We start from the raw sequence: 25,447 nt of genomic DNA, 5'->3' as shown, positions 1-25,447 counted from the left end.
AACACTTATAGATCTTTTTAGGAGATTAAAATGTTGTTATAAAGATGCATTAATTTCTATAAAAAATACACTTAGTGGAATAGATGACGCAACGTATTTTCACATTTTTGATTTAGCTGAATACATCAAGGTGGTGAAGTTATTGTATGACCACAAATTACCAACCATAGGAGTTTCATTAACTGTAATATAGAATTTATGGATATATTAATCAACCATGTGAATGAATTCATTAATATTTAGCTTAGATAATGAGAAGGCTAATAATGCTAATGAAAGGAGAGTTTAATGAAAAATAAAATACTTAACGTAGCAGCAATTATAATATCTTTAGCAATATTTGCATACTTCTTTTTATATGAAAATGGGTTACATCAATTGGTAAGTGTGCTTAAAGTAATCAACATATCGTGGATAATTGAGGCAATTGCTTTAATGTTCGTTTATTGGGCTCTTGAAGTATTTATTGTACAAGGACTTTCTAAATTACTTTTTAAAGAACAAAAATTCCGAGATTCAATAAAAGCGGCTATGGTTGGTCAATTTTATGCCTCTATAACACCATTTCAGACAGGTGCGCAACCTGCTATTTATTATGTTTTAGAGAATGAAGGTATAGAACCAGCATCTGCTAGCTCAATACTCGTGATGAAGTTTATTATTCATCAAACAACACTTACAATATATTCTTTCATTATAATTATCTTAAAGTATAATTATTTCATATCAAAAATTTCCGGTATTTTTTATTTGTGTCTTGTAGGCTTTATATTTAATTTTGGAATTATCTTAACCGCAGTTATGTTTTCAATAAACAAGAGATTTACTAAGGCATTATTGCTTGGTGGTAGCAAGTTTCTATGTAAAATAAAGCTATTAAAAAATTGGCAAAAATCTGTAGATAAAATTGAAAAAGGGTTGGATGATTTTCATGATAATGCTATATTTATTGCTAAAAATTATAAGACAGTTCTTAGGATCGTAATTATTAATACGGCTCAACTCACAGTCTTTTATATTATACCATACATCATATTTAGAGGATTTAATTTGGAGTATGCTAGTCTATTTAATATGTTAGCGGCACAAACCTTAGTAATGCTTATAGTATCTATAACTCCGCTTCCTGGTGGATCAGGAGGTGCAGAGGGTGGATTTGTATTACTTTTCACAATGTTTTTTAAAGAAAATATATTGCCCGGGGTTCTTCTTTGGAGAATAATAACCTACTACTCTTGTATTCTTGTAGGCTCATTATTTGCAATACGTCTACCGAAAAATTCTACGGCTTATAAACCTTGAAAAATGCCCCTAAACAAGAAATTCAAGGGCAATCTCTCATATCATGAATATAATAATAAAGTAAAGTGATTTAAGGAGATGGAAAATAATGGCTTATAGTGTTAGAGAGTTATTGGCTAGATTAATAAAGTGTGAAGCTGGTGGTGAAGGAGAAAATGGGATGAAGGGTGTTGCTTCTGTAATTATGAACAGAGTAAACGTAGCTGCTGGTGAATATCTTAGGACAGGTCAAGGGGATGTAAGAAAAGTCATATTTCAACCAGGACAATTTGATTGTGCAACTTCTGTACTTGCTGGTGTGGCTAATCCACAAACCATTTGGGCAAGTCCACCAGAACAGATACATTATGATATTGCTGATTGGGCGATAGCTGGCAATAGATTATATACAGTTGGTGAATCGCTGTGGTATTTTAATCCTTTTTTACCAGGATGTCCGAATGAATTTCCGTTTAATGGTAGTGGTACTTTTCAGGTTAGTGTAGTTAATCATTGCTTTTACAATCCAACAGCACTCTATTATAAAACTAGATGATAATTAACTAAAGGACTAGTGAAACATATAATGTTAGACTTGGGAGTGTTTAGGGGATGCAAGGAATCCGCTAAATACTCCCAAATTTGATTTGAAGTAGAATTGAATAGGGGTTTAAGTGTTTTTATTTATTACTATCTATCATACTTTTAAACTGAATTTGAGATATTTTTAATTTGTTTTTAATGTTACAAATATATAGTATTATATAAGGGAAAGTTTATTGAAACTTTCAATAAAAAAATTATCACACAATATTTAAGGAAGTGTTTTTTTGAAAAGGATAATTAACGAAACTATTAGAAATAGTATTATCAATATTGCTGTATTACTTACTTTAATGTTAGGAATTGAAAATATATTGTACGAATACTACTATAGAATTCATGTTATTTCGTATATAAGTAAATATTTTTATTTTTTTAGTCCTGAAACATTAGTACTGCATAGAACAATTTCTGTTATTACAGGATTTGTATTGATTTTTACAAGCTACAGACTTTAAAAAAGGATGACAATGGCATGGGTAATTTCAATATGTATGCTGTCTGTTTCAATGCTTATGAATGTAATCAACTTACACAGTTTATTTGACCATGCTATTATTGTTGAATTTATTGTTATTATTATTTTGTCTTTTAATTATAAAAAATTTAAGAGAAAATCTGATCCAATAAGCCTAAGAAATAGTATGTTTCTTTGTGTTATAGTTATTTTTTTAATTATTATTAATACGTGGTTTGTAGCTTATGAAGTAAATATTAGATTTTTAACAGTAAACATATTGGGTTATACTATTTTACGCACTTTGAGAATGCTATTTTTATCTGATTTTTCTACTTTAGGACAGTTATCAACAATGGAACTGGTCTTCATAAAGACTGAAATAGCGATAAACTGGACTGGGGTTTTAGCTGCAATTTTTCTTATTTTAAAACCACTTGTTTATCAGCCTTTTGTCACTGCATTTGATAAAGAGAAGGTAAGAAAATTGCTTCATAAATACGGCGAAAATTCTCTTTCGTATGTTGCACTTGAAGATGACAAAAGATACTATTTTGGGCATATCGTTGAAGGGGTAATAGTATACACAATAACTATAGGAGTTGCAGTATGTGCAGGAGATCCAATATGTGATGAGAAAGATATGCCTTTACTTATAACGGAATTTATAACTTATTCCAAACAAAATAATTTTGATATATGTTTTTGCCATACACTCGAAAAATATATTCCGGTATATACTTTTCTTGGGTTTGGAAAAACAAAATGTGGTGAAGAAGCTATGTTTGATCTTGAGACATATAGCTTAGCAGGAGGTAAAGTAGCTAAAATAAGAAACGCGATAAATCATGCCTCTGACTTAGGTATTACGGTATCTGAATATAAACCCTTAGAGAAAAGAGATAGATTAATTGAACAGCAAATTAATGATGTTTCAGATGAATGGCTTAAAGATAAAAGCAGCAGTGAATTGTCTTTTATGTTGGGAACGATATCACTGGGTAATCCTATGGGCAGAAGATATTTTGTAGCTTACAACAATAAAAAAAGTATGCTTGGGTTTATTGTATTTTCCCCTTTTGCTGGAGGAAAAGGTTATCTAGCAGATATTACGAGGCGAAGGAATAATGCTCCTATTGGAGTTATGGAAAAAATTACAGTTGAAGCTTTTAATAAGATGAAACTAGAGGGAGTAAAGTGGGGTACATTAGGGTTGTCACCACTTGTGAATGCTACCGATGAGGCTGGAGTAACTGGTAAATTATTTGAATTTATATATGAAAAACTTAATAGCTTTTATGGATTTAAAGGTTTATACCATTATAAAAAAAAATACAATCCTACAGTTTGGGAAAATCGGTATATAGTATATTATCCTAAATTGTTTACACCCAGGATTGCATATTCAATAATAAAGGCCCAAAATCCGAAAGGGGTAAGTGATTTTATTCTTGTACAACTCAAATCTATTCTAATGGATAGTGAGCAAAGAGGCTGGAAAGGGTGGGTGCATGTTAATGAGGCTATTGACAAATATTACAATAAAAAATAAAAAATAATGTAATTTTATTTTTTATTAGTAGCATTTTTGTTAACTGCGCCATTAACATTATCTGGAGATATACCCATTATTGTAAACAGCTCAGAAAATATCTTTTTTGAAGCTGGTACTGCTGTCTGGGCTGCATAATAGTTGTCTGAGTTTGGTTCCTCAATAGTAACTATTAAGCTTACTTTTGGATTACTTGCAGGAGCCATGCCAGCAAATGATGATATGTATTTACCGGAGATATAGCCACCGCTGACGCTATCAACTTTATTAGCAGTTCCTGTCTTCCCACCTATATTATAACCAGCCATATAGGTTCCAGCAGCAGTTCCTTTTTTAACGACCGTTTCCAAATATGTTCTTAATAAAGCTGCTTTACCACTGCTCATTATAGTTCTTTTGTTAAGATTACTATATTGATTGTCCACAACTGTTTTACCGTTTATATTATGAGATATTTCTTTCATAACATGTGGCGTTATCAATGTACCTCCATTAGCAACTGCATTAAATGCTGCCATATACTGTATTTGTGTAACTGCAACACCTTGTCCATATGACATCGTAGCAAGATCAAGTGGTGTAATACTTTTTAAATCTTTTATTAACCCAGTGCCTTCTCCAGGCAAGTCTATATTAGTTTTTTTACCAATTCCAGCGTCTTTTGCAAACTTATAAAGATTCTCTTTTCCAATCATTTGTCCAAGATTTATAAACCCAACATTGTCGGAGTTTTTTAATATATCTGAAAAAGTTTCAACACCATACTTTTCTTTATTATCGTTGTACAATGTTTTATTGCCAATCTTAATACTACCATTGTTTGTAAAAAGATATTTATCAGTCACAGAATTATATTGGAGTGCAGCAGCAGCCATTATAACCTTGAAGATTGATCCTGGCTCAAATACATCGCTTACAGCTGTATTCCTCCATGTAGCCTCTGATTGACTACTTGTATTACCCTTTGCATAAGGCTCATTTAAATTATAACCAGGCGAATTTGCCATTGCTAAAACCTCACCATTATTGGGATTCATAATTGTTATACTTACAGATTTCGCACCATTTTCTTCTAAAGTTTCCTTAGCCACTCTTTCAGCTAACTCTTGAATTTGTTCATCTATAGTTAATGTCAAATTTTTTCCGTTTATGGGATTAACCGTCACAGCTTCGGTATAAGGCAATTCGTTACTATATCTGTCCAGCTGAACCACTTTCACGCCGGGGGTACCTGCTAAATAATTGTTATAGCTCAGCTCTACCCCATTAACCCCGGAACCATTTAAATTAATATGTCCTAGTACCTGAGAGAGAAAAGTATCATTTGGATATATTCTTTTAACATCACTTGAAATTATTATTCCTTTGTATTTCAAATTATTAATAGAATCTACCACCCCTTGCTCAACCTGTCTTTTAAGCGATACGAATTGAAGTAATTTGCCTTCACTATTCTGGGTATTTAATATTTTTTCAACATCGCTGTTTTTAACATTAAGAATCTTTGCCAATTTTTCAGTGGCTTGTCCTTCGGGTATTTTATTATCAACTAAATACTTATTTAATACAGTTAAATCAGCATCTACCCTGTAGACATTAATGCTTAATGCCAATTGCAGGCCATTTCTGTCTAGAATTTCTCCTCTATAAGGAGCTATTGTTATACTTTTAGTTTGCTGCTGTACGGCTAGCGTTCTGTAATTAGAACCATGAATGCTCATTACATAAAATAATCTGCCCACTAAAGCACTAAATAATAAAGAAAATACTATACCTACACTAAAAATCCTTTTACATCGAGGCTTTCTTTTTTTCAATTTGTTCACCAACCTGCCTTATATTTTAGTTTAAAAATGTGTATATTAAATCATTTTTCATTAATATATACTACATTATACTACATTACACATAAAAATAACTACAATTAAGGTGCTAGAAACAGAAAACTGTTTAATCTTATAATTTTAAGTAATGATATTATTAATATATGTTATAGTAGAAACATATTGTGTGCTTTTATATTTGAAAGATGATATAAATAAAGAAATAGGATACAGCACTTTCGCTCAAATATTAAACTAGCCAATAAAACCCATGAATTTAAGTGTGGTTATAGATGTTGCTATATAAAGGAGACCCTTATATGAAACAAATAAAAGATAGCACGAAAGTTAAAAAAACGCATAAAATTGCTAAAACTATTATTCTAACTATAATATCAATTTTAGTTGTCGGAATTGTAGCTGGTGCTGGTATGGTTCTTGCGATTATCAAGACATCACCATCTTTAGATATTAATCAAATTTTAGATTTAAACCAAACATCTATAATTTATGATGATAAGGGAAATTCAATGGATGATGTCATTACCACAGATAAAAATAAGCAAGTTGTAAAAAGAACAGATGTATCATTAGACTCTACATCTCAATATCTAGGCCCAGCTTTCATAGCTATTGAGGATGCAAGATTTCGTCAACATGGAGGAGTAGATTATAAAGGCATTACTAGAGCTTTGCTTGTGGATGTTCAAAATAAAATTTCTCATGGTAATAAGAGTACCCAAGGTGCATCCACTATCACTCAACAGCTTATAAAAAATAGACTTTTTTTAGAGGATTCGTTAAATAATAGACTTGATTACGCAAGAAAAATACAAGAAGCCTACCTCGCTATAGAGCTCGATAAATCCATGACAAAGAACGATATTCTAGAAGCCTACATGAATACCATTTTTTTAGGCGGTAATGCTTATGGTGTTGAAGCAGCAGCATATCAATATTTTAGCAAAACTTCAAACAAGTTAACATTAGTAGAAAGTGCATTTATTGCGGGTATGGCTCAGAGTCCTTCTGGATTTTATCCATTTACTACTTCTGCTGAAAAAAATCCTGATGTATACATAAATAAAACTAAATTGGTATTATCTAGAATGTATGAAACTAATTCAATTTCTGAAAAAGAATATGATGACGCAATTAATAGTATAAAAATTAATAAAATTGTCTTTATAAGGCCTAATGAAAATTTAGAAAAATATACTTATGAGTCCTTTTCAGTACCTGTTATTGAGCAAATTAAAACTGATTTAATGGCTAAATATAATTATAGTACTTCACAAGTTAAAGCTTTATTAATGAGCGGTGGGTTAAAGATATATACAACTATGGATAAGAATCTACAGGTGAAATCTCAAAAAATACTAGATAATGATCCAGTATTTAATAAAGTTTATAATGAAAGTAAAAATGAAGTGCAGTCCTCTGCAGTAATTCTTGATTACCATACAGGGCAAGTTAAAGCAATTATAGGTGGAAGAGGTGAGAAACCAGCAATGTCCTATAATAGGGCAGTTGATGCTATCAACTTTCCTAGATCAACTGGGTCAAGTATTAAACCTTTAACAGTATATGCTGCTGCAATTGACTCTAAACAAGCTTTAGCAACTACGATATTAGATGACTCACCTCTTTCACCTGAGATAGCTAATAAATATATAACTAATGGGGTTCCTTATAATCCGAGTGATGATAATCAACCAGAGGGCCCTATTACAATGTATTCGGCTATAAAGACATCACAAAACCTAGCTGCTATTAAACTTGAGGATCAAATAGGCGTAGTAACAGGATACGCTTATGCTAAAAAGTTTGGTCTAAATATTACTAGTGCTGATGAAAATATTTCTACTATGGCACTTGGCCAATTTCATGGGGGTGAAACCCCATTACTTATGGCAGCAGCCTATGGAGTTTTCGGAAACTCTGGTTTATATACCTCACCTAGGCTATACACTAAAGTTGTAGATAAGACTGGAAAAGTGTTATTAGAAACTAACTATACTACTAGAAAAGCCCTTGATCCACTAAGTGCCTATACAATGTATGATTTGTTAAAAGGGCCTATAAGTCCTGGTGGTACAGGTACCAGTGCAAAATATGGAGATATGCCAGTTGCAGGTAAAACAGGAACTGCTACTGATTCAAAAGATTTATGGTTTTGTGGTTTAACACCATATTACTCGGCTGCTGTTTGGATAGGAAATGATGACTATAAAAAGTTTTCCAATTTAAGCAGTAATGATGCCGCTTTAATTTGGGGAAAGTTAATGAAGGAAGCAAATGTTAATCTTCCTATAAAAGATATCACTCCGCCCGATGGAATAGTAACAATACCACAAACTATTATGTCTAACAAAACAATAGAAAATATTCAAAGGTCAGGTCAAGATTAAAAAAATCTCTATAATTGTTGGCATACCAAAATCAATTGTTTTCATCTATTATATTTTGTGATACTTACTTAAGTTTTAAAATATAGAAAAATTTTTTAATACAAATTTAAGAACTTTTTAATGTAAATTTAATCTTAAATATCTATAATGTAAAATATAATGAGAGCTGTTCGTTATTCAGCAAATGTTGTTATTTTTTATTTGAAGATATTATAGAGGGGATAGTTAAAATGAATATGAAATTTTTTAGGGTAATAAATAATTTAGCAAATAAAAACATGATTTTAGATAAGACAATGATTTTCTTTTCTCAATATGTACCTTATATATTTATGGCAGTTATTGTAATAGTATTTATTTTAGGAATTAAACAAAATAAATATGAATATAGAAAAATAGCTGTTAGCACAGTCGTTCTAACAGCTGTAAATCTAATCCTAAATTTAAGCATTAGAAGCATCTTTTATGTGGACAGACCTTTTGTTTATAACAAGGTGAATTTATTATTGCCTCACGATACAGCTTCATCATTTCCAAGTAATCATGCTACAGGAACAATGAGTATAGCTTTAGGTTTAGGAAAATATAATAGAATACTTGGAATTATAATGACAATATTATCAATAATCGTAAGCTTTTCAAGGGTGTATGTTGGACACCACTATCCTATGGATATTATAGGAGCATATATAATTGTTTTTGCAACAAGTTATATTTATAACTTGAAATTAAGAAGTAAAGTCGAAAATCTATATGAAATAGTTGAAAAAAAAATAGCAATAAAATTAGGGCTTAAATCATTATACAACGAAGATTAATATTAAAAAAACATCTGGAATTCAGATGTTTTTTTCGATTTACTACAAGCTATTATTATGTTGTATGTTTCTAAAAATCCGAGTACATTGCAAAATAGAATCATACAGGGTTATTATAATATAATGTGTAAAAGAATTTTTTACTAACATTAGCTAAAGCAAATACGTATTGTTACATAGACTTAAAATATTCAGCGGAAATTTTGGGATTAAACTAGTTGAGTTGGTGGATGTTGTTTCAGCAGTGCGATGATGCACCCTATGGCTGCAAGCAGCAAGACTATTCCAAGTACTATTATCCCAGTAGAGTAGCTGTATGTATCACTAATTGCACCAATAGCTGGAGGGCCAAGGGTCTGACCAATATCCATAATGGTACTCAGTATACCGAGCGATGCACCAAGTTGCCCCCTACGTGCAACATCAGCTGCCAATGCACTGGTGCTTGCAGTTACAAGTGCAAAACCCAGCCCATATACTACTATTAAAGGAATAATGGCTAATGTCGACTTTAAAATGGATAGAAATAAGAAGGACAAGGCACATGTCAACAAACCGATAATCGCCATTGGCAGACGACCAAGTCGATCTGACGCCCGGCCAAATAATGGTTTAAATAGTACCATTCCAACCAGTTGTACGCCTAAAAGAATACCAATTTCACCAGTGGACATACCAAGCTGTTTTGCATAAAGTGGAAATGTCATTTCAAATGCGCCATAGGCGAAGTATGCACAAGCATCAAGTATTCCAACTAGTAATAACGGACGATATGTCAATACTGCTCGCAACTTTTTGAAGAATGTAAGCTCATTAGCTTCATCTCTTTTTGATTGAGTAATCTCTTTATCTTCTACCTCACCTGGTTTACGAAAAAACCAAATCGCAGCAAATAAAGCTAAAATACCTGCAATACCTGCAATTATATAAACACTGGTATATCCACCAATTTCATACATTATACCACCTACGGTTGGAGCCAAGGCACGTCCAATCAAGGTAGCAGAGGAATAAAGAGATAGATTTTGTCCGGTATTCTTACTGCTAAAGGCGGCAATGGTAGCCATGGCAACGGGTCCGAATGCAGCCGTAGCAAAACCGTGATAAAAACGAACCGCACCCAATTCGAGGCCACTGAAAAAAGCACTCTTTTTTCAGTAGAGTTTTCAAATTTGAATAGAAAAAGCATGAGGAATCCATATTTTTGGATATCTCATGCTTTTTCTTTTATAATTAAGTTTTAAAAGCCCTATTTCATGCTTTTCAACTTAATTATTCTCTTTAGATTCACAGTGAAGATTGATAATGCACCTTGCATTTGCATGCTAATTAAGCCTGACGATATTGCTACATCATAGCCATGTTGGTGCTTAAGTTCACTATTTTTAGCCTCTATCATATAACGCTCCCTAGCACGTTTTTTAAAATATTCACTTTTTTCGAACTCTATTTGATCTTTGTGGGTATTTGACTTTATTGAAACTGAATAAGTTTTAGATTTAGCGCCTTCTTTATAACACCCATCTTTATGAACACAATTTTTACACTTTTCTACATTAAAATAGTAAGTTAACACTTGATTTTTACCAACATTCTTCTTTCCCTGTTTTGCTTTTTTAATAGCCATATGACCTGCCGGACATACAAATAAACCAGCATCTTTATTAAACTCAAATTCATCTTCTTTTTTTCGCATTCCTTGTGAAATTACAGGATTTAGTTTTGAAATTAATGCAATTTTATTTTCTTTTGCATATTCTAGATTTTTCTTTTCAGAATAAGCTGTATCTCCAATTACTTCATTAACATCTATACCAGCCTCACGGCTTTTTTCTATTAAGGCTATGAGCTCCTTTCCATCACTTTTTTCGCCAGTTGTAATAACAGCTGCTGTAATTAAACGTTCTTCACTCATAGCAAGGTGTGATTTATATCCAAAAAAAGAACTATCCTCAGTCTTATGCCCCACTTTTGCATCCTCATCTTTTGATAGTTTTAGGTTTTCTATGTCATCATTAAAAGCTTCGGTTAAGTAGTTTAATTTAGTTTTCACAGTTGGATTTGCTACAATTTCTGGATTCTTGTTTATGCTATCAATTAATAATTTGCAGTACTCAAGAATATCTTCAAGTACTCCATTTGTAACTTTATTCGGCAAATCTTCTTTTATCTCAGGATGTACTCCGTACAATGTTTTTCTTAAATTTTTTGCACGTTTCAATAATTCTTCTCCTGCTGATTTTTGGTTATAACGTGACTTGGTATGCGTAGCATCAACTATTATTGCTTTGCTTTTTAAAACTCCCTCTTTTATAGCAAGTTCTACAGTCTTGTTTATTAATAAATCTAATAAATTCATGTCTTTAAGGCGAAGCTTTCTAAATTTAGTTAATGTACTTGAGTTTATTAAATTTGTTTCTTCTGGGGCTAAATTCAGAAAATATTTAAATGACATATCATAAAGAGTTCTTTCAACAACATCTTCATCAGACAATTCATATATTACTTTCAAAAGCAAATATTTAAATAGCATTATAGGGTTAATAGCACCTCTACCCATAGATGAACTATAGTTAATAATCAATTCGTCATAAACAAATGAAAAGTCAACAAGGTCATTAATTTGCTTTAAAATGTTATCTTTCGGAATAATTAACGAATATAAGCTATGGTATGTATTTATTTTTATTTCCAATTGTCCTTTTAGCATAATAGTTTAGCCCCTTTTATTTTATTCTACTATACTAATTCGACATATCTTTTAAAATTCCTTTTTGTTTTTAGTCTTTTACATAAAAAAATCGCCATCTTTAATTCGATGACGATTTTTCATATAGTTTTTCAGTGGCCTCCCCAATTCCATAGGATTTTTCACCAATAGATATAAAAATGGTGCGCTGGCAAAAATGAGTAATGATCCTACAAGAATCTTTTTGTATCCAAATCGATCAGCCAAATCACCGGCGATATAGCTTATTAAAATTCCAGGTATGGTTGATGCCGATGTAATCCAGCCAATCCCAGATCCACTTGATCCTAAACTTTTGGCGAATATAGGTAGAATAGGTGATTTGGATATTGTAGAACTAAAGATTGCCAAGGCACCACAGCATCCAATTATGAGAATCATACGTAGCCCACTAGATAATTTCTTCATTACATTTCTCCTCGTTTAATGTGAAGGCGATGCCTTCTAATTTATTTCTTATTTTAAATTCTCACGCAAATCCCAAAAGATTTTAAACTCTAGTTTTTCAACATCTCGTTGCTGCTTATAGCTGACACGTAAAGTAGCGTTTTCAGGAATTACAATATCTCTGTCAAGGTCTTCAAGAACATACTTAATATTGTTGCCGTTTTCCTTTATTTTGGACAAATCTTCAATAATATTATTAAACAGATCAGTGCAATTGCCTGGCATATCTTTAGAAATTTTATACAGCTCAGTTTGGTTGATATAGTCAAAAGATTTTCCAGATGCAATCCAATTAATGAGAGCTTCTTTGCTGAATCTCCACTCTCTACCTATTTTCCTGGCGGGAATATTTTCTTCGCGTAATAATTTAATAAGAGTTTTTTCGCTGACTCTCAAAAACTCAACAGCTTGCTCAAGATTTAAAATGTCGTTATTCATAATGTGGTATACAACTCCTTTTGCTTTCAAATAATATTATACCACATTTTTGAAAATATTGAATTTAAACAGTAATTGATATGAACTTAACAGTAATTAACTAGTATTTAGCATCATAAAGGTAAACCCAGCTACTTGAAACAATAGTGGTGAAAAGGTGGCACTTTGGGTATAGCTACATATTTTATTAGGGTAAAACAGTTATTTTTACTTATTAAAATTATTTAAGGTAAATATTTAATATCTGATATGTTATAATAAGGTATAGCATGTTGAAGAGAGATAGATCACTTTGAATTGTATAATGAAAATTAGGAGGAGATAATAATGGAAGTAATATCAAGTTTTCAAGTTAATCATATTAAATTATTAAGAGGTTTTTATGAGTCAAGGATAGATGGAGATATCATTACTTATGATCTTAGGATGAAAGAACCTAATAGAGAACAAGTTATGTCAACAGGTGCTTGTCATACTATTGAACATATAGGTGCCACATATTTAAGAAATCAAGATATAGCTAAAGATGTTATCTACTTTGGACCTATGGGTTGTAGAACAGGTTTCTATATGATCATGAGGAATATAGATAAGACAAAGGGTCTTGAGGTAGTAAAAGATATGATGAAATTTGTAATAGCATTTGAGGGAGAGATACCAGGAGCACAACCAGACCAGTGTGGTAATTATTCAGATATGGATCTAATAGGAGCAAAGAAAGATGTACAAGAATATCTTGATACTCTTCTTAATGCAACTTCTTTAAATGTAACTTATCCAGAAATAAAATCTTAAGATCTTAACGCTACTTAGGTATATAGGTAGTGCTAAAAATTTAATAGAATATCTAGATAAGAAAGATATACAAATTATATTGTGTATCTTTCTTGTATTTTATAATGTAGTATATACATTATTTTAAATACATTACAATAAAGGGGGAAAGCTTATATGAGTTTTCAATTACCAAAATTCGTACCGCCAGATTTCTCGCAGAGTGTTTTTGAAAACGTGCCAGATGTTAAAGTAGGGGAAGTTAAGAAAGATGGAGTTGCACCTATTGGTTTCTTAATAACTTCTATATTTCCTGAATATTTTAAAATTAAAGGACAATGGGTGCTGCCAACTCAAACATCTATAGAATGCACTGCAGTTGTTCGTGATAACAACACCGTAGAAATTGTGGAATTTAGAAATCTTAAAACTCACGACAAAGTTGTTTTAGGGAAAGTTAAAGATGGAAGTGAAGGTGTATATAAGCATACTAGTGGATTTGATAATTTACAAAGTATTGGAACAGGGAGATCTGTTGAATCTTCATTTTCAAGGGATTATAAAGAATTATATGAATTACTAGAATATGAAAAACAAAATAATGGATATATAGTTTGGGTTCTAGGCCCAGCTGTGGTTTTTGATTATGATACTAGAGCTGCTTTATCTGTACTTTGCTCCAATGGGTATGTTGATTCTCTTATGGCTGGGAATGCCATGGCAACTCATGATCTAGAGGGAGGGTTACTAGGGACAGCCCTTGGTCAAAACATATATACTCAAGAATCTGCTCCGATGGGTCATTATAATCATTTAGATCTGATAAATGAGGCTAGGCGAGCAGGCTCGATAGAAGCATTACTTGATGAAGGGAACATAAAAGATGGATTTATGAAAACCGCGATAGAGAAGAAAATACCTATAGTACTTGCTGGGTCTATAAGGGATGATGGGCCACTTCCACCGGTTTACCATGATGTATCTTGTGGACTTGATGCTATGAAAGAAGAAACCGATAAAGCAACAGTAATAATTTGTCTTGCTACTGTTCTTCATTCAGTTGCAACTGCAAATTTGACTTCATCTTATAGAGTTTGCGATGGAAAAGTAAGACCAATATATTTTTACTGCGTAGACATTTCTGAATATGCCGTTAATCAAGTATCAGTTGCCAGAGAATACATAGGTATTAAAACGATAGTTACTAATGTTCAAGATTTTGTAGTTAAAGTTCAAAAAAACTTGTGTTAATATTGCACTAAAATACATTATCATATCAGTTAGGGGGAGAATTTAAATGACTTTTGAGTTACCAAAGTTTACACCACCAGATTTCGGACATGAATTTTTTATTAAATCTCCGAACTGCAAAATCGAAAAAGTAATTAAAAAAGGGGTTGCCCATAGTGGGTATCATGCATTATCAATATATCCTGAGTATTTTAAAATAAAAGGTAATTGGATACTCGCGAGTGAAAGCCGTATGGATAGCGTTGCAATTGTTACTCCAAGTGGTGGCATAGAAATTGTAGAATTTAGAAATTTAAAAATTGGAGATAATGTTGTCGTAGGAAGATCTGAAGATGGAAGTGAAGGTATATATATGTATACTAATGGTTTCGTTACTCAGAAGGGAGAGGTTGATACCTTTGCATTTAGAACTGGGAGATCAAGAGAAACAGCCTTTTCTAAAGATTACGATGAATTATATAAGATTATGCAATATGAAAAGGACCACGCGGGAAAAATAGTTTGGGTCCTAGGACCTTCAATTGCATTAGATTATGAAGCAAGAGCTGCTTTTACTTCAATTGTTGAAAATGGATATGCTCAAGCTGTTTTATCTGGAAATAACTTTGCTACCTATGATTTAGAAAAGGCAATGTTCAAAACAGTTTCAGGTCAGGAAACCTTTGAGTCACGCGAAACTGCTCATTATAACTATATTGCAACTATAAATGAAGCTAGAAGAATAGGTTCGCTCAAACTATTGATAAATTCAGGGTTAGTTAAAGATGGTATATTAAAAGCTTGCCAGGAAAATGATGTTCCTGTAGTACTTGCCAGTAGTATAAGAGATAGGTATACATTGCCAGATGTTTATGATAATGTGTATGAGTCTCAAGATGCTATGAGAAAACATACTAGAAATGCAACTATGCTCATATGTTTATCATCAGTACTCCACACGATAGCTGCAGGAAATATGACTCCATCATACACTGTAAAAGATGGGGTTGTTAGACCAGTATATATATATTCTATTGATATACAAGAGTTTTCTGTTAACAAATTATCTGACAGAGGAACATTAGAAGTTAAAACGTTGGTTACAAATGTCCAAGATTTTATAACAAATGTAGCGGAAGGATTAATAAAATAATACTTAACAATTATGTTTGCTTAAATGATAGATATTAGAAGTATATACATTTTTATATAAAAAGGAAGCTTTTGTAAGTTTCCTTTTTCATTATTTATTAATCTTGTCATTGAAATCCGAAACAACATCAAGCATTGTAACATTTTTTAGAACATTTTCCATTGAGTCTTGTGCATCAAACAATGTTACTTCAATAACAGATTGAATATTTGCACCTATGGGACAATTTATGTTTGGATTTTGATGAACTTGAAATAAACCACCAGTGTCCACTACGTTTACCGCTTTGTATACTTCTAATAAATTTATATCTTCAATATGCTTAGTAAGATATGAACCTCCTGTTCCACGTTTCATATCAACAAGTCCTGCACTTTTAAGCATACCAAGTATTCTTCTAATTACCACTGCGTTAGTATTCACACTGTCTGCAATCATATCTGAAGTTGGCAATGGATTTGGATAAATGGATAGAAGAGATAGTATGTGGACTGCTACAGTGAATCGACTACTTATTTTCATAACCAAACTCCTTTTTAGCTAAATTTGATTTCTCTTTGCTCATCTACAATTAAAGTATATTTGCCAATGTTATATTTCCCAGTTCGGATTCCGGCTTCAAATAGGAACGTTGTACTCATTATAGTTACAACTAGAAAGAATGTCAATCATTTTTCTATTTCTAATACAGTTTTATTTAGGGGAGTCTATTATAAAATTTTATTTAATATAATATTTAATATAATAATATTAAAAAGGTAGGCAATTGATGAACCCTATAAAATTAAATAAGAATAATATTTTTCAAATTATTATTGGGTTATTAACAGTTTTATTATTAACATTAATTATTTTCATTGTATATAATCAAAATATAAACCCTATAAAGATAACAATGGGAGGACGGTTTTATGAACAATTTAGTGATAGTGAAGGGAAAGATACAGATAAGTATTTTAGACCATCAAAATTACCTTCTATTAATGATAGGGTTAATGGTTATAAATTTTTTGATAAGTTCTACGATAAAAAGCCCTATGAAATTACATTACCCAGTAGCCTTTTTAAAACTGCAGAGGATACAATAATTAATTACTTCAGTGTTTTAAGGGAAGCGGCGAACCCAATAGAAGGGAAGGGAGCAGGCTGCGGAACACTTGGCAATGCTCAAATACCCTATCCAGTGGCATATAATTTTTTATCATCTAAATATAGAGATAAGGTAAATTATACTGAGTATCTTAAATCTTTTGAAAATATTCTTCATATAAATCTAATAAAACTAAAAAAAGTTCCTGAATTAAATAAAAATTTAGATAAAATGAAATACTTTGCTGAGATTGAAACTATTAAAGGTACAGAAGATAATATCTCCAATTTTACTTATTATTATGCTCTTATTGAAATATTAAAAGAAGGTAATTTGTATAAAATTTCCGATGTTCAACTTTTTGGAGAGGATTTTTTATGTGCACCTTATCATGGTTGGACTCATAATGCTGAATCTGTAGTGGATATTAAATATGGAGATTGGTGTAAACTTGTAAAGGAAAGGTATCCAACAAAACAAGAAGGATATGTAAAAAATATATATTTCAAAGGTACAGATGGTAATGATTATAAGTTTATATTTTTTCAATTAACTAATGATACTGATATAGAGATATCACAATATAAAAAGGATGAAAAGGGGAATTGGAATTTAATAAAGATTGATCCTGGAAAATGTTTATAGAAAAATAGTTATACATATTTAAATATATTTCCTAAAGTAACCCCATATCAGATATAGGGTTAGTTTTTCATTGCGTAAGTAATATTGTGTTCTTGTAATCTACAATAAACGCTTCACCTTTTTTCATTGAAATATGACCTGAACTATAAGGTTTACCCTCCACGGTTATATAAACTTTTTTCACCATATAATAATCAGCAAATGTATTAGTAATACATTGAAGTATCTGATTTTCATAAGCACTGTAGGCATTCATTTCCTGTGTGAATTCTTTTGAAAAGTCAAGATATACCATATTATCTTTGTTTAAATAAAGACTTTTAATTTTTGTGTTATCACTAATTAATTTTCCTACATTATTATTTGGAACTTCTCTTAAATAGTTCTCAAATATTTTTTTGGTTATATCATTTGTGTTAAAGGAAAGTTTTTTATCTGTAACATAATTCATACTGTTCTCTCCATTTGGATAATAGAATTTAACTGTTTGAACTAGAGGTACCTTTTTCTCTATCTTACTTAATGAAGAAGTTACTTTACCATTATTTGCGTACATTGTCTTAACTAATCCAATATTAGCTGCATAATAATCTTTGGTCGTGTTTTCTTTTCTCACAGTTGTAACCTCTAAACATTCATAACTAGCTAATGGAGTTTTTATAGCAACTTTAACATTGGTTATAGTCCGTTTACTACCATCTTTCAATGCCCAAGAAGTCCCTTTGATAAGTGGCTGCTTTAGTAAAATTTCAGGGTTATTATTAATTTGGTAAGTGAAATTTTCTCTATAATAAATCTCATTTTTGGAAGAGATAAGTCTTAATTCTCCATCTTTATTTTCGAGTACTTTTATTGCCTCTGTACCACCATTGTTAACTATAATCTGTTCTCGGTTTCCTATTAAATAGTCCACATAGACAGAATAAGTGTTATATTCATTGCCAGCACCAGTGTACATATACTTTATGCCTTTTTCAAAAGGGTAGTAGTCACCTATATTAGCTGCTCGGGAAGTTAACTTTGAATTGCAAGCTTTAGGCGTTGTAATACTTGTGTTATTTGAAATAGTACTTTTAACTGTTGATCCTTTGTAACAACCAGTTAGTAAAACAAATGCAACAATAACTAATAAAATGCGAATGCTTTTTCTCATATCAGCACATGCCCCCTGTTTCCTTCTTTATATAAATTCAAATTCACACTAATATTGTACCCATTATTATCAGCTATTATAATACCCTTATTTGCTAAATAATAAAATATAGTTTTAATTGTGGAGGAGGGCTGTTACAGTGATTATTTTTAATATTCATTTGTATAATATTCTAGTATATAATTATCTAATATTTGGCTTAATTTTAATACAGATGTATGACTTAAGCCTTTTAATACGATAAGGTTTTCTAATTCTTCTCTTAAATTTTCTATAGTAAGCATGATATTACTCATTAACATCATTCCCTTCATAACTTATAATAACTTTTTATCAACTAATAGATTAATAATGATTGCACTAAAACAGAAATTTATTCTTATTTATAAATACGTTAGGGAAGTTAAATTTAAGGGGGGAAAACAGTAAAAAATTTAGAAGATTGATTATTAAGGTTAATAATATTTTAATTAACGTAAAAGTAGGAAGATGTAGAATTTAAAGATTGACAATTATTTACTTAATGTGTAATATATTGAATATGAATATATATTGTGATCAAATGTATATTTTTAAATCAAACAAAGTAAACGCTTTCACGTTAACGTGAACAAACTAATAAGAGGGGGTAATCAAATGGTAAAAAAACCATTAACAAGTGATCAAGTTAAAAAAATTTCAAAACAACTAATGTTAGCTGTATTAGCATCATCTATGGTGATGACAACGTGTTTAAGTGCCAGCGCTTCAACCTATAATTTAAGTTCTGTATCATTAGAAAACGCACAAAGTGTGGGAAATACAGTATCAATATTAGAAAGTAATGGGTGGTTGGAGTCGGCAAATGTTGAATGGGCTGAGGCTAAAGGAGCAACTGGGTACAATGTTTATTGTAAATTAGCAAGTGCTTCAGATTCTGAATATAAACAATTAGATAATCAATTAATTAGAAAATATTCATCATATTTTAGAGCAGATGTATTAGGTCTTTCACAAGGCGATTATGTGATGAAAATAGTGCCTACTATAAATAATAAAGAAGCTAGCTTAGAACAAGTAATTACAAAAACTATTAAAGTAAAAGCAAATACAAGAGAAGGTTTTGCTTTTGCTTCTGGATCACCGATGGGTACAGGCTCAGGTGGATATAAAGATGATGGTACAGTAGCAAGTAATGCTCAAATTGTGTATATTACATCAAGTAATGTAAATAAAGTAACAGCAAATGTTATAACAAATATTAAGGGAACTGAAACACTGTGTACAGGCATTACTGATATTTTAGCAAAACGTCAAAAGGGTTATGATAAACGACCACTTATTATTCGTATGGCAGGTGAAATTAAAGCTGCTGATATTACTGGACTTAATAGTACTGGATATTTACAATTAAAAGGGTGTTACAATGTTACATTCGAGGGCGTAGGGGAAGATGCTACTGCTTATGGATGGGGAGTTCTTATTAGAGATTCTCACAATGTAGAACTTAGAAATATGGGTGTCATGTTATTTCCGGATGATGGAATTTCACTTGACACAGGAAATGAAAACATTTGGGTCCATAATAATGATATTTTTTATGGGGCAGCTGGAAGCGATGCTGATCAAGTAAAGGGGGATGGCTCTTGTGATGTAAAAAAATCAACTTATGTTACAGTTGCATACAATCATTTTTATGATTCTGGTAAATGTTCACTTTGTGGTATGAGTGACACGGAAAATTTCTATGTAACTTATCATCATAATTGGTTTGATCATTCAGATTCAAGACAACCACGTATTAGAGTTGGGACAATTCACATTTACAATAACTATTTTGATGGAAATTCAAAATATGGGGTTGGGGTTACAAAAGGTGCGTCAGCTTTTGTAGAAGATAACTATTTCAGAAATTGTAAATACCCAATGTTATCATCGCTACAAGGTTCTGATATTTCTGGTGGAAGTGTAGGGACCTTCTCAGGTGAAGAAGGCGGTATGATTAAGGCATATAATAATAAAATAGAAGGAGCTACAAAGGTTGTTTATTCTAAGGATGATGCAACTCAATTTGATGCATATTTAGCATCGGCAAGAAATGAAAAAGTTCCAAGCACATATAAGTCTGTAAGTGGAGGAAACACGTATAATAATTTCGATACAAGTTCATTAATGTATAAATATGTACCAGATGCACCAGAAAATGTAGAAAGTAACGTTACTACCTATGCAGGAAGAGTAGATGGTGGAGATTTTAAGTGGAATTTCACAGATGCTGATGATGTAAAATCTGAGGTAAATACTGAATTAATGACTAAAATTAAGAGTTATAAATCTGAGTTAGTATCTGTTGGAGGAAATTCAGTAAGTGAAACAGCGACTTCAGTTAATGCAACTACAATTTTAAGTCCTAGTGCTAAAGTGACCACAGGTGGTTTAGTTTTAAAAACTGATGCTAACATTGCAAATGCAATTTACACTTCACCTTCAGGGACAACAACAGGTACTGGAACACAGGAAAGTCCAATGTCGCTTGAAACTGCAATCGCAACAGTAAAAGCAGGAGGCACCATTTTATTGATGAATGGTACTTATTCTTATAGCAAGCAATTGACAATACCAGTAGGAAACAATGGAACTGCTAGCGCATATAAGACAATAAAACCTTGCGAAGGTGCAAATGTAACATTAGATTTCTCATCACAACCATATAATATGGTAGATACAAGTTTAAATGCTAGAGGCCTTCAAATGGAAGGAAATTATTGGCATGTATATGGCATAAGAGTAACTGGGGCAGCTGATAATGGTATATTCGTATGTGGTAACAATAATATTGTAGAGTACTGTGTATTAGAAGCTAATAGGGATTCAGGTCTACAAATTAGCCGTCGTAGTTCTAACCTTGCAACTATGGATTTATGGCCTACTAACAATCAAATCATTAATTCTACATCATTTAATAATTCAGACCCTAAAACTGGAGAAAATGCTGATGGCTTTGGAGCAAAGCTAACATGTGGTGAAGGAAATGTATTCGATGGTTGTATTTCATACAATAACGTAGACGATGGTTGGGATTTATTTTCTAAATCAGAAACAGGTCCAATAGGTGCAGTAACAATTAAAAATTGTATTGCTTTTAGAAATGGACAAACAACGGCAGGTAAATACACAAAAAACAGTGATGGTAATGGATTTAAATTAGGTGGTTCAGGTATTGCAGGTGATCATTCAGTTATCAACTGTATTTCATTTGAAAATAAGAATCAGGGTTTTACAGATAACTCTAACCCTGGAACAATCACAGTAAAAAATTGTACATCATTTAATAATAGCCAAGCTGATGGTAAAAAGTCAAACTTTGACTTTGCTAGGACATCTGCTTCACATAATATTTTTGAGAATTTAATTTCATTTAGTAACACAAAAATTTCAAGTGATAAATACATTGGTGTTGCAACAAATTGTAGTTTCCAAAATGGTGGAAAATATTATTTGATAAAAGATAAACAAGATGTATACTCAAGTAATTTGGCAACTAGAGGGACACTAAACTCAACAGGTGTTAGCGCAGCAGATTTTGTAAGTATAACATCTCCAGCACTAGGTGCAAATGTTCATAAGTTATGGAGAAATGCAGATGAAACAGTTAATACTCAAGGACTACTAATGATGGCAAATTCAAGTCAATACAAAACAATGGGTGCTGTATTTGGTGCATCAAAATAAGTAAAAGCGAAAACTTATAAATAGTAGAGTTATTTACAGTAATAATTACAATAAAAATGTATGGTAAATTAATAATTTACCATATTTTTTTGTTTTTAATTAATTTTATTTTAATAAAGTAACTAAGTACCTCTGTTACTAAAGCTAAAACAGTTCCAACTGCAATTATAAATAGATAACCTATAATACTGGTTAAGTCACCCCAGCCAGGTGAAGTATTGACCATCACAATATAAAACATATAAATGATAGCTACTATGGTACAAAGGGTATAAATTATGAAGAAAATCCGTTTACCTAAAAAACCACCTATGCATGGAATTAAACCAGAGACTACAGATATTATAAGCAAACCCAATATAGGCCTAACTAATAGTTCACTTGCAAGCAAGACTCTGGTTGTAAGTAAACTCAAAAATACTATTATTGTATAAAAAATAAAAACCATAATCCACTGCCTTGTTCCTTTTTTGTGTAAAATAACTAGCCCTCCTTTAAGTACGAAATAGATTGTATATTCTTTGCCATAACATGCATATATATACTATAACATTAAACATTAAGGAGAGAAATTATGAGTAAACATAAAAGTGCTAAATATAAGCCGATGGGCCCAACTAATACACATTCCTATTTTGTTAGTAGTAATCCACCTACATCTTTTAATCCTATTAGTATATATCCAAGTATTGACGAAACTACTTTCGTAGGCCCATTCTCTAGTATTATAGGCGATGTAAGAATCGACACAGACGTATTTATTGGATGTAATGTAACACTTAGGGCTGATGAGGGTACACCATTTTACATTGGATCTAAAACTAATATTCAAGATGGAGTAATATTACACGGATTAAAAAATATAAAATTTACTGTTAATAAAAAAGAATATTCTATTTATATAGGAAAAGAAGTTAGCATAGCTCACGGAGCAATAGTGCACGGCCCATGTGTTATTGGAGGTAATACTTTTGTTGGATTTAATGCCATTGTTTTTAATTCTATTGTGGAAGAAGGCTGTTATATTGATTTGGCAGCTATTGTTACAGATGGAGTAAGGATACCAGCTAATAGATATGTTCCTGCTGGAGCTATAATAAATACTCAAGAAAAAGCTAATGCTTTAGAAATGGTATCACAAAGCAAGGAGGAGTTCGCAAAAGAGGTAATCAAATCAAATGTCGAACTTTCACAAGCTTATTCTCATTTATAAATACTTCAAAGAGGTTAAATTTAAGGGACGGGGAATAATAAAAAATTTAGAAAATTAATTATAATATCTAGATTATATTAACGAAGGCAAGCTAGGTATATTATTATATATCTGTTATAATAGAAACAAATATCTGAATATTTGAAAAAATTGGACGAAATTCAGTGTAATCATTATCTAATGAAAAATAAATTTAAGACTTTTACCAGAGCATAAAGTAACTATTCACATGATGAAGAGGAGGATTATTATTATGAAAATTCAATTCTATGGAGCAGCAAAAACTGTTACAGGTTCATGTCATATTTTGCACATAAACGGAAAGACTGTTTTGCTTGATTGTGGTTTATATCAGGGCAAAGGTGAAAAAGTATTTGCAAATGAGACATTTGATTTTAATCCTAAAGAGGTAGATTATGTAATTTTATCACATGCCCATATAGATCATAGTGGAAGAATACCGCTACTTTATAAAATGGGATTTAAGGGTGAGATTTTATCAACGCAGGCGACAATGGATTTATGCAGTATTATGCTTCCTGACAGCGGGCACATTCATGAATCTGAGGTTGATTGGAAAAATAAAAAAAGAAAGCGTCAGGGATTAAAAACTTTAGAACCATTATACACATTTAAATTAGCAGAACTTTCTCTTTCACTTTTTAGAGCATTTCCATACGATGAAATGATAGATGTTTTTGATGGGTTAAAAATAAGATTTAGAGATGCAGGCCATCTTTTGGGTTCAGCGATTGTTGAATTATATATGACTGAAAAGGATCAAGAAGAAGTAAAACTTGTATATAGTGGTGATTTAGGTAATTTAAATAAGTCAATTATAAAAGATCCAACCATTATTAATCATACTGATTACTTGATAATAGAGACCACATACGGCAACAGAGTTCATCCTGAGATTAAGGAAGATTTAAAGGCGTTATTAAAAATAATTAAGGAGACCTTTGCAAGAGGGGGGAATGTTATTATACCTTCATTTGCAGTAGGTAGGACTCAGGAAATCTTATATGAATTAAATAAATATGTAGAAAATGAAGATTTGAAGGATATTAAAGTTTATATTGATAGTCCTTTAGCCATTCAAGCAACAAAGGTATTTGAGAGCCATAATGAGGATTATGACAATGAAGCTAAAGAACTTGTAATGAAGGGGGAGTATCCTTTTAGATTTGATGGTTTGAGATTTTCTGTTTCTGCAAGCGATTCAATGGAAATAAATAAAATTCAAAGCAATGTAATAGTTATCTCTGCAAGTGGTATGTGTGATGCAGGTAGAATAAAACATCATCTTAAATATAATTTGTGGAGAGACGAATCATCAATTGTTTTTGTAGGATATCAAGCAGAAGGAACCTTAGGACGAAATATAGTAGGTGGGGCAAAAACAGTTAAGATATTTGGAGAACAAATTGCTGTTAAAGCTCACATTTATAACTTAGAGGGATTATCAGGACACGCTGATAGAAATGGATTATTCAACTGGATAGAAGGGTTTATGGACAAACCAAAGGAAATTCTGCTTGTTCATGGAGATAAGGAAGCTCAGGAGAGTTTTAAACAGTTATTGGATTCTAAAGGATATAGCACAAGAATTGTTGAAAGTGGAGAGGAATTTTATATAAATGAAACAAATAAAATTAACAAAACTGATAAAATCGAAAAAGCTTATGGTGTCGATAAAGCTTATAAGGCTTATGAAGCTGAGAAAGCTGATGAAGATTTAAGAAAAAAATTGATAAAAGATATTAAATCAATAAATAATATTGAAGGGCTAGAAAAGGGAGATTTGCTTGATATTATAAAAGATATTATTTATGATTAAAAGTAAGCTAACAATATTTTAAAATAAAATTAATATTTGAACTTCAATTGAATTATAAT

General features: G+C 31.4%; 22 protein-coding genes. 14 read left to right on the top strand and 8 right to left on the bottom strand.

The genetic code is table 11. The features are described from left to right. The first annotated feature begins 288 nt into the window (after positions 1-288). The 4 genes from LL038_RS08875 to LL038_RS08860 all read left to right on the top strand — a co-directional run bounded on the left by LL038_RS08875 (position 289) and on the right by LL038_RS08860 (position 3,893). The gene (locus LL038_RS08875; RefSeq protein WP_216123617.1) at positions 289-1,302 is read left to right on the top strand and encodes a lysylphosphatidylglycerol synthase transmembrane domain-containing protein; all 1,014 of its coding nucleotides are present in this window, start codon (positions 289-291) and stop codon (positions 1,300-1,302) included. An 88-nt stretch (positions 1,303-1,390) separates the two neighbouring features. Then, positions 1,391-1,837 (top strand): cell wall hydrolase, encoded by a 447-nt coding sequence (locus LL038_RS08870; RefSeq protein WP_216123619.1) that lies wholly within the window; start codon positions 1,391-1,393, stop codon positions 1,835-1,837. Between the two features lie 274 nt (positions 1,838-2,111). Further along, positions 2,112-2,342 carry a hypothetical protein gene (locus tag LL038_RS08865; RefSeq protein ID WP_216123621.1) on the top strand — a complete coding sequence of 77 codons (231 nt, stop codon included), beginning with the start codon at positions 2,112-2,114 and terminating at the stop codon, positions 2,340-2,342. Positions 2,343-2,354: 12 nt separating this feature from the next. Further along, positions 2,355-3,893 (top strand): bifunctional lysylphosphatidylglycerol flippase/synthetase MprF, encoded by a 1,539-nt coding sequence (locus LL038_RS08860; protein WP_216123623.1) that lies wholly within the window; start codon positions 2,355-2,357, stop codon positions 3,891-3,893. Between the two features lie 14 nt (positions 3,894-3,907). On the opposite strand, the gene LL038_RS08855 is transcribed toward LL038_RS08860, so the two are convergent. Further along, entirely contained in the window at positions 3,908-5,710 is a 1,803-nt protein-coding gene (locus LL038_RS08855; protein ID WP_216123625.1) for a peptidoglycan D,D-transpeptidase FtsI family protein, read from the bottom strand. 326 nt (positions 5,711-6,036) lie between these two features. Here LL038_RS08855 and LL038_RS08850 point away from each other — a divergent pair, with 326 nt between their 5' ends. Then, entirely contained in the window at positions 6,037-8,127 is a 2,091-nt protein-coding gene (locus LL038_RS08850) for a transglycosylase domain-containing protein (protein WP_216123627.1), read from the top strand. A gap of 230 nt (positions 8,128-8,357) precedes the next feature. Further along, positions 8,358-8,945, top strand: coding sequence for an undecaprenyl-diphosphatase (locus tag LL038_RS08845; protein ID WP_216123628.1), 588 nt, complete (start codon positions 8,358-8,360; stop codon positions 8,943-8,945). 209 nt (positions 8,946-9,154) lie between these two features. Here LL038_RS08845 and LL038_RS08840 read toward each other — a convergent pair whose 3' ends face one another. The 4 genes from LL038_RS08840 to LL038_RS08825 all read right to left on the bottom strand — a co-directional run bounded on the left by LL038_RS08840 (position 9,155) and on the right by LL038_RS08825 (position 12,579). Next, complete coding sequence (locus LL038_RS08840) at positions 9,155-10,069, bottom strand: MFS transporter (protein WP_216123629.1); 915 nt, start codon at positions 10,067-10,069, stop codon at positions 9,155-9,157. Positions 10,070-10,194: 125 nt separating this feature from the next. Continuing rightward, positions 10,195-11,655 (bottom strand): IS1182 family transposase, encoded by a 1,461-nt coding sequence (locus LL038_RS08835; protein ID WP_216128210.1) that lies wholly within the window; start codon positions 11,653-11,655, stop codon positions 10,195-10,197. 78 nt (positions 11,656-11,733) lie between these two features. Then, positions 11,734-12,102: an MFS transporter gene (locus LL038_RS08830; protein WP_216125857.1), complete on the bottom strand. Its 369-nt coding sequence runs from the start codon at positions 12,100-12,102 to the stop codon at positions 11,734-11,736. A 48-nt stretch (positions 12,103-12,150) separates the two neighbouring features. Beyond that, on the bottom strand, positions 12,151-12,579 hold the full coding sequence (locus tag LL038_RS08825) for a helix-turn-helix domain-containing protein (RefSeq protein ID WP_216125856.1): 429 nt from the start codon (positions 12,577-12,579) through the stop codon (positions 12,151-12,153). 327 nt (positions 12,580-12,906) lie between these two features. Here LL038_RS08825 and LL038_RS08820 point away from each other — a divergent pair, with 327 nt between their 5' ends. From LL038_RS08820 to LL038_RS08810, 3 genes are all read left to right on the top strand, one after another. After that, on the top strand, positions 12,907-13,374 hold the full coding sequence (locus LL038_RS08820; protein WP_216106047.1) for an S-ribosylhomocysteine lyase: 468 nt from the start codon (positions 12,907-12,909) through the stop codon (positions 13,372-13,374). A gap of 156 nt (positions 13,375-13,530) precedes the next feature. After that, a complete protein-coding gene (locus tag LL038_RS08815; RefSeq protein WP_216125855.1) occupies positions 13,531-14,604 on the top strand; it encodes a hypothetical protein in 1,074 nt (357 codons plus the stop codon). Positions 14,605-14,650: 46 nt separating this feature from the next. Continuing rightward, positions 14,651-15,736, top strand: a complete 1,086-nt coding sequence (locus tag LL038_RS08810) for a hypothetical protein (protein WP_216125854.1) — start codon at positions 14,651-14,653, stop codon at positions 15,734-15,736. 90 nt (positions 15,737-15,826) lie between these two features. Here the strand turns inward: LL038_RS08810 and LL038_RS08805 are convergent, their stop codons facing one another. Next, positions 15,827-16,258 (bottom strand): Rrf2 family transcriptional regulator, encoded by a 432-nt coding sequence (locus tag LL038_RS08805; protein ID WP_216125852.1) that lies wholly within the window; start codon positions 16,256-16,258, stop codon positions 15,827-15,829. Positions 16,259-16,505: 247 nt separating this feature from the next. Between LL038_RS08805 and LL038_RS08800 the strand changes: the two genes are divergently transcribed. Beyond that, on the top strand, positions 16,506-17,471 hold the full coding sequence (locus LL038_RS08800; RefSeq protein ID WP_216125849.1) for a hypothetical protein: 966 nt from the start codon (positions 16,506-16,508) through the stop codon (positions 17,469-17,471). 67 nt (positions 17,472-17,538) lie between these two features. On the opposite strand, the gene LL038_RS08795 is transcribed toward LL038_RS08800, so the two are convergent. Then, positions 17,539-18,624: a GerMN domain-containing protein gene (locus LL038_RS08795; protein WP_216125846.1), complete on the bottom strand. Its 1,086-nt coding sequence runs from the start codon at positions 18,622-18,624 to the stop codon at positions 17,539-17,541. 149 nt (positions 18,625-18,773) lie between these two features. After that, positions 18,774-18,920, bottom strand: coding sequence for an aspartyl-phosphate phosphatase Spo0E family protein (locus LL038_RS08790; protein ID WP_216125843.1), 147 nt, complete (start codon positions 18,918-18,920; stop codon positions 18,774-18,776). Positions 18,921-19,260: 340 nt separating this feature from the next. Here LL038_RS08790 and LL038_RS08785 point away from each other — a divergent pair, with 340 nt between their 5' ends. The 4 genes from LL038_RS08785 (at position 19,261) to LL038_RS08770 (ending at position 25,388) form a co-directional block, all read left to right on the top strand. After that, complete coding sequence (locus LL038_RS08785) at positions 19,261-22,335, top strand: right-handed parallel beta-helix repeat-containing protein (RefSeq protein WP_216125840.1); 3,075 nt, start codon at positions 19,261-19,263, stop codon at positions 22,333-22,335. Positions 22,336-22,613: 278 nt separating this feature from the next. Further along, a complete protein-coding gene (locus tag LL038_RS08780) occupies positions 22,614-22,769 on the top strand; it encodes a hypothetical protein (protein ID WP_216125834.1) in 156 nt (51 codons plus the stop codon). Positions 22,770-22,909: 140 nt separating this feature from the next. Continuing rightward, positions 22,910-23,548: a carbonate dehydratase gene (locus tag LL038_RS08775; RefSeq protein WP_216125831.1), complete on the top strand. Its 639-nt coding sequence runs from the start codon at positions 22,910-22,912 to the stop codon at positions 23,546-23,548. A 253-nt stretch (positions 23,549-23,801) separates the two neighbouring features. Continuing rightward, the gene (locus LL038_RS08770; RefSeq protein WP_216125828.1) at positions 23,802-25,388 is read left to right on the top strand and encodes an MBL fold metallo-hydrolase RNA specificity domain-containing protein; all 1,587 of its coding nucleotides are present in this window, start codon (positions 23,802-23,804) and stop codon (positions 25,386-25,388) included. Positions 25,389-25,447 lie beyond the last annotated feature (59 nt).

The sequence above is a fragment of the Clostridium estertheticum genome (assembly GCF_026650985.1).
Taxonomy (GTDB): domain Bacteria; phylum Bacillota; class Clostridia; order Clostridiales; family Clostridiaceae; genus Clostridium_AD; species Clostridium_AD estertheticum_C.
This window is presented reverse-complemented; position numbering and strand designations above follow the sequence as displayed.